This is a genomic window from Streptomyces sp. NPDC104831 (assembly GCF_055583025.1).
In genome coordinates, this window is sequence record NZ_JBVJOT010000044.1 from 73,291 (window position 1) to 79,290 (window position 6,000).

Genomic DNA, 6,000 nt, shown 5'->3' on the forward strand with positions numbered 1-6,000 from the left:
CCGTCGTCCCTCCGTGCCGTCCCTCGTGCCCTCCTTCCTGCCGTCCCGGCTCAGCCAGCGCCTGGTCGTCCCCGTCGTCTGCGTCAGCGTGACGTTCATCGCGATCGTCGACGGAGCGATCACCACCGTGGCCCTGCCCTCGATCGCCCGTCAATTCCAGCTGACGGCCGCCGCGCTGGACGGCGTGGTCATCGCCTACCCGGTCTGCCTGGCCATGGCCATCCCTGCCTCCGCCTGGCTGGTGGAACGGTTCGGCGGCAAACGCGTCCTGCTGGTCGCGCTGGTGGGCTTCCTCGGCTCGTCCCTGCTGTGCGGGGCCGCGACCGGGCTCGGTCAGCTCGTCGCCTACCGCGCGGTGCAGGGGCTGTCGGCCGGCGTCCTCTTCCCGGCCTCCACCGCGCTGCTGTTCGGCACCTTCACCTCCGCCGAACAGGTCCGCGTCTCCCGCTACATGATCATTCCGCAGCAGGTGGCCCCGGCCGCCGCCCCCGTCCTGGGCGGGCTGCTGGTGGACCACCTGTCGTGGCGGTGGGTCTTCTACGTCAACCTGCCGGTGGGGCTGCCGGCCGTGGTGTTCGGCGCGCTGTTCCTGGCCGGCGACCGCGGCGGCCGGCCCGGCCGTTTCGACCTGCCCGGACTGCTGCTGAGCGCGGGAGCCCTGGGCACCGTGATGTTCGGCGTCTGCGAGGGGCCCAACCGGGGCTGGTCCTCCCCCGCCGTCCTCACCTGCCTCGTACTCGGCGCGGTGCTGCTGGCGGCGGCCGTCGCCGTCGAGCTGCGCACGGCCCATCCCCTGCTGCGGCTGCGCCTGTTCGCCGACCGGCTCTTCCGGGACACCAACCTCGTCAACCTGGTCGGCCTGATACCCATCATGGGCGCCCTGTACCTCGGTCCCCTCTTCCTCCAGCAGGCGCAGGGCCGTACGGCGCTGGAGTCGGGCCTGACCACCTTCCCCGAGGCGTTCGGCGTCCTGCTGACCGTGCAGCTCGCCGGCGCGCTGTACGCCAGGGTCGGGCCGCGCCTGATCGTCGGCGTGGGAACGGCCGGTGTCAGCGTGGTCCTGCTGCTGCTCGCCACCTGCGACGCGGACACCGGGCTGTGGACCTTCCGGGGCTACATGTTCCTGTTCGGCGCCGCGATCGGCTGCTTCTTCATGCCGACGACGGTCGCCTCGCTGGCCACCATCGACCGGGCGGACCTGGCGCAGGCCACGATGCTGAACACCGTCGTACGGCAGACCGGCGGCGCGCTCGCGCCCGCGGCGGTGACCACGGTCCTCGTCCTCGGCACCCCGGGGGGCGCCGCCACGGCCCCGCCCGTCGCCGCGTACCAGCACGCGTTCCTCGCCCTGGCCGCGCTCGCGGCGGTCACGGCGGTCTTCGCCTTCACCCTGCCCGACGGCCCGGCCCGCGCCGCCGCCCGCGCCGGCACCGAGGTGTCCGGGCGGTCCGTCCCGCGCGGGCGCGGGCGGGACCGGGTCGACGCCTGAGGGCGTCCGGGGCGGCTCCCGGCTCCGGTCGCGCGGCGGGTGTCCGTGGTGCGGTCCCCGTCGACTACCCCCATATTGGGGAAGGTGACTCTCTCAGGGACGAGGCCGCACCGCGGGCCGCGCCCGGCCGGGCCGGCGTCGTCGCACCGCGCCGCCCCGGGCGCGGGAACGCGGACGCCCGGCATCCGGCCGGCGGCGTCGCCGGCGCGCACCGGTGCGGTCGGCGGCACCCCGGACCAGGCGTCCCCGGTGCGGCCGACGGCCGCGGGCCACGTCGTCCCCGGTGGGGTCGTCGGCACCGCGGACAACGTTGTCCCGTCGGGGCCGGCCCGGGCGACGCCGGCGCCCCCGGCAGCGGACGTGCCCGGCCCGGCACACAGGAGCGCGCCCGGCGGCGCACAAAGGAGGCTGTGATGGCGTTCCAGGAACCGGCAGTGCTCGAATGCCCCTTCGACTTCGCCGAGGCGCTGGACTTCGACCCGGAGCTGGCCGAACTGGCGGGGCGCGGCCCGGTCAGCCGGATCCGGCTGCCCTACGGCGAGGCCGAGGCGTGGCTCGTGACCAGCTTCGCCGGGGTGCGTCAGGTGACGTGCGATCCCCGGTTCAGCCGGGCGGCGATCGTCGGCCGCGACTATCCGAGGATGACGCCAGAGCCCATCGTGTCACCGGAGTCGATCAACGTGACGGACCCGCCGCACGCCACCCGGCTGCGGCACGTGGCGGCCCAGGCGTTCACCCGCGACCGGGTGGCGGCGATGCGGCCGGCGGTGGACCGGGTGGTGGACGGGCTGCTCACGGCGATGGCCGAGACGGGCCCGCCCGCCGACCTGGTGACCCATCTGTCGGTGCCGCTGCCCCATCTGACGATCTGCGAGCTGCTGGCCGTGCCCGAGGCCGACCGCGACGAGCTGCGGGACCGCACCATGCGGCTGCTGGCCACCTCCGCCGAGGCCCGGCAGACCGCGGCCGAGGCCAAGGCGTCGCTGCGGGCGTACTTCGCGGGGCTGGTCCCGGAACGGCGGCGGGCGCCGGGCGAGGACCTGCTGAGCACGCTGGCCACGGCCCCGGTGCCGGAGGGCGAGGAGCCCTTGAGCGACGACGAGCTGGCGGTGCTGGCCGTGACGCTCATCCTCAGCGGCAACGACACCGCGACCTGCCAGATCAGCGACATCGCCTATCTGCTGCTGACCCGGCCCGAGGAGCGGGCCGCGCTCGCCCGCGACCCCGGCCGGTTCCCCGGCGCGCTGGAGGAGCTGCTGCGGTTCATCCCCTTCCGCAAGGGCGTGGGCATCCCCCGGATCGCCCTTCAGGACGCGGAGGTCGAGGGCACCCTCATCCGTGCCGGCGACTACGTCCACGTGTCCTATCTGGCGGCCAACCGCGACCCGGCCGTCTTCCCCGACCCGCACCGGCTGGACCTCCGGCGCCCGGTGCGCCCGCACATGACGTTCGGCTGGGGCGGCCACCACTGCCTGGCCGCGCCGCTCGCGCGGGCGGAGCTGGACAGCGCGGTCACCGGCCTGCTGGCCCGCTTCCCCTCACTGCGCCTCGCCGTCGGTCCGGACGAGATCCAGTGGGACACCGGCACCATCCGCCGCTTCCCGCTGCGGCTGCCGGTCGTCTGGTGACGCACTCCGCCCTCGACATCCCGGCACCGGACGTCGTCTTCCTGGGCGACGGCGGCGGGGTCGCGCGGGCCGCGCCGGAGCCCGTCGTGGGGGCCTCGCGCGTCGCCCCGCTGGCCGCGGGGCCGGGCCGGTTCGGCGCCGCGGCGCTGCGGTCGGCCCGGGTCAACGGCTGCCCGGCGCTGGTCCTCCGCCTCGACGGCAGGGTCGACACCGTCATCGCGCTGCACGTCGCCGACGGCCGCGTCGCCGGCCTCTACGCCGTCCGCAACCCCGTGATGCCGTCCCGCATGGAGCACGAGACCGTCCTGCGCCGCTGAGCGTCCGGCACGTCCGGCGGGCGGGCCGCCCCCTCCCGGCTCACCGGGAGGGGGCGGCGGCCCGGTTCAGCTCTCGTTGCCGGTGGCCCCGGGCCGGAAGCGCCGGTAGAGCACGGTTCCGCCCATCAGCGACACCAGGCCCGCGGCGGCGGCCGTCCAGGTGCCGTCGGCTCCGGTGTGGGCGAGGGTGCCGGGCGTGCGCTGCCGTACGACGCTGGACGCCTGGTGGGGCACCGGGCGGGCCGGGGCCGGGTGCGACGACGGCTGGTGGCGGACCGGCGGGGTGTGCCGCGCGGGCGGCTTCGGCGTGGCCCGGCCGGGGGCCTCGGGGCGGTGGCCCGAGGTGTTCACGGACTGGTTGCCGAAGACGGGGTTGCCGATCCCGACCACGTCCACGGTGTTGCCGCTGACGTTCACCGGCAGGTCGACCGGGAGCTGGACGCCGTTGCCGGAGATCACTCCGGGCGAGCCCTTCTCCTTGCCCACGGCCGTGGCCCCGCCGGAGGTCGTGGCCCCTTCCTTGCCCGTGGCGTGGTCACCCTGGTTGGCGCAGCGGTTGCCCATGGCCGGGTTCAGCAGCCCCACCACGTTCACGGTGTTCCCGCACGCGTTCACCGGCACGTGGACCGGCAGCTGGATGCCGTTGCCGGAGACCAGCCCGGGCGAGCCGCCCGCGTGGCCTGCCGCCGCGGAGTCGGCGTGCGCCGCCCCGGCCATGGCCATCGCGCCCGAGGCGGCGGCGAAGGCGATGACACTGTTTCGGGTAACCCTTTTCATCGGTTCCCTGTCCTTCCAGATACGGTCGCGGGCAGTCGCCCGCACCCGGTGAAACGCGGGTGAAAGCACGCAAGTTATGGCTTGTCAATCATTCGCCGGGTACCAGGGACGGATGCGCGCGCCCGGCGGGGGTCCCCGGCCCGTCGGAAGTCGGCCGTTCCGCGGGGCCGCGCAGATGGCCGAGCCCGCGGCAGCGGGGGCGCCCGGGACCTGGTAGCTGTCGTGGGGGCACCTCAGCCGGAGCCGGTCCGCCCGGCAATCGACCGAGACGAGGAGCGATGGCAACGACCGTACGCGACACCAGGAGCGACACCGCGCCCGCGAGCCTGCGCCTGCCCGGCATCCTGCTCGGGGTGGGCCTCGGCGGCTTCGTCGACGGGATCCTGCTGCACCAACTCCTCCAGTGGCACCACATGCTGAGCAGCACCGACCACGACCGCGTCGGCGTGAAGTACTACGACCCGAAGAGCGTTCCGGGGCTGGAGATGAACACGCTGTGGGACGGCGTCTTCCACACCGTGTGCTGGCTCGCCGTCCTGTCCGGGCTCGCGGTGCTGTACGCCCGGGTGACCACGGACCGGCGGCGGGTGTGGACCTCCCGGGTGCTGTGGGGCTGGGTCCTGGTCGGCTGGGGCCTGTTCAACCTGGTGGAGGGCCTGCTGGACCACCAGGTCCTGGGCATCCACCATGTGCGCGGCGGGTCGTACCAGGTGTGGTGGGACATGGCCTTCCTCGCCTTCGGGGCGCTGCTGGTGGCCGGCGGTCCGCTGCTCGCGCGGGGCGGCCGCTCGGTCGGCCCGGGGACTTCCGGTGCCGCGGGCGGGGGGCGCCGCGCCTGATGGGCCACCACCACACCTCCCACCCGGCGGGCGGTGGCGCGCTGGACGCCGTCCTGCCGGTCCTGGCCGTGCTGGTGTGCGCGGGCGGCTATCTGCTGCTGGCGTCCCGCGCCCGGCGGCGGAATCCGGCGCGGGCCTGGAGTGCCTGGCGGACCGCCGGGTTCTGCGCCGGCGTGGTGCTGGCGGCGGTGGCGCTGCTGCCGCCGGTCGCGCCCTTCGCGCACCGGGACTTCCGCGGTCACATGGTGCAGCACCTGCTCATCGGGATGTACGCCCCGCTCGCCCTGGTGCTCGGCGCCCCGGTCACCCTGGTGCTGCGCGCCGTGCCCGCGCCCCGCGCGCGCCGGCTCACCGCCGTGCTGCACAGCGGTCCGGCGCGCCTGCTGACGCGTCCGGCGGTGGCTTTGCTGCTGTCCGCCGGGAGTCTGCCGGTGCTGTACTTCACCCCGCTGTACGACACCGCGACGGCGCACCCGGCCGGGCACTGGCTGGTGCACGCCCACTTCCTGCTGTCGGGGTGCCTGTTCGCGCACGCCGTCGCCGGCCCCGACCCCGCTCCGGCCCGGCCCGGTGTGCCCGCCCGGCTGGCCTGGCTCGGCTGCGCGATCGCCGTGCACGCGGTGGCCGCGCAGCTGATGTACGGCGGCTTCGGGGTGCGCGTCGGCGCTCCCGCGTCCCAGGTCCGGGGCGGCGCGGAGATCATGTACTACGGCGGTGACATCGCGGAACTGTTGCTGGCGGGGGCGCTGGTCGCCACCTGGCGCCCCGGACGCCGTCCGTTCGCCCGGCCGGTGCCGGCCCGGCCGTCCGGGTGACCCTCGGGCAGCCCCTGACCGGCGCTGGGGGGGGGGGGGGGGCCCCGCCCCCGAGGGGGACCACAGCGGGACGCCAAGCACGGAGGAAGAAAGGGGGAATACGTGGAGGAGGAGCTGCCGCAGCGGGTAGTTGGA

General features: G+C 75.4%; 6 protein-coding genes. 5 read left to right on the forward strand and 1 reads right to left on the reverse strand.

What is annotated here, in order from left to right:
- Positions 1-88: 88 nt before the first annotated feature.
- The 3 genes from ACZ63H_RS27335 to ACZ63H_RS27345 all read left to right on the forward strand — a co-directional run bounded on the left by ACZ63H_RS27335 (position 89) and on the right by ACZ63H_RS27345 (position 3,434).
- On the forward strand, positions 89-1,489 hold the full coding sequence (locus ACZ63H_RS27335) for a DHA2 family efflux MFS transporter permease subunit (RefSeq protein WP_469869417.1): 1,401 nt from the start codon (positions 89-91) through the stop codon (positions 1,487-1,489).
- A gap of 413 nt (positions 1,490-1,902) precedes the next feature.
- The gene (locus ACZ63H_RS27340) at positions 1,903-3,117 is read left to right on the forward strand and encodes a cytochrome P450 (protein WP_469869399.1); all 1,215 of its coding nucleotides are present in this window, start codon (positions 1,903-1,905) and stop codon (positions 3,115-3,117) included.
- A complete protein-coding gene (locus tag ACZ63H_RS27345) occupies positions 3,114-3,434 on the forward strand; it encodes a hypothetical protein (RefSeq protein ID WP_469869401.1) in 321 nt (106 codons plus the stop codon). Before ACZ63H_RS27340 ends, ACZ63H_RS27345 begins: the two co-directional genes overlap by 4 nt.
- A gap of 66 nt (positions 3,435-3,500) precedes the next feature.
- Here the strand turns inward: ACZ63H_RS27345 and ACZ63H_RS27350 are convergent, their stop codons facing one another.
- Positions 3,501-4,211 (reverse strand): chaplin, encoded by a 711-nt coding sequence (locus ACZ63H_RS27350; protein ID WP_469869403.1) that lies wholly within the window; start codon positions 4,209-4,211, stop codon positions 3,501-3,503.
- A 278-nt stretch (positions 4,212-4,489) separates the two neighbouring features.
- On the opposite strand from ACZ63H_RS27350, the gene ACZ63H_RS27355 reads away from it, so the two are divergent.
- A complete protein-coding gene (locus tag ACZ63H_RS27355; protein ID WP_469869405.1) occupies positions 4,490-5,050 on the forward strand; it encodes a DUF2243 domain-containing protein in 561 nt (186 codons plus the stop codon).
- Positions 5,050-5,865, forward strand: coding sequence for a cytochrome c oxidase assembly protein (locus tag ACZ63H_RS27360; protein WP_469869407.1), 816 nt, complete (start codon positions 5,050-5,052; stop codon positions 5,863-5,865). The genes ACZ63H_RS27355 and ACZ63H_RS27360 overlap by 1 nt, the downstream gene beginning before the upstream one ends.
- Positions 5,866-6,000: the final 135 nt, after the last annotated feature.

What these genes read in the sequence shown, in the direction of transcription:
- ACZ63H_RS27350 (WP_469869403.1), bottom strand. Translation starts at nt 4,211, where the DNA reads ATGAAAAGGGTTACCCGAAACAGTGTCATCGCCTTCGCCGCCGCCTCG.
- ACZ63H_RS27360 (WP_469869407.1), top strand. Translation starts at nt 5,050, where the DNA reads ATGGGCCACCACCACACCTCCCACCCGGCGGGCGGTGGCGCGCTGGAC.
- ACZ63H_RS27355 (WP_469869405.1), top strand. Translation starts at nt 4,490, where the DNA reads ATGGCAACGACCGTACGCGACACCAGGAGCGACACCGCGCCCGCGAGC.
- ACZ63H_RS27340 (WP_469869399.1), top strand. Translation starts at nt 1,903, where the DNA reads ATGGCGTTCCAGGAACCGGCAGTGCTCGAATGCCCCTTCGACTTCGCC.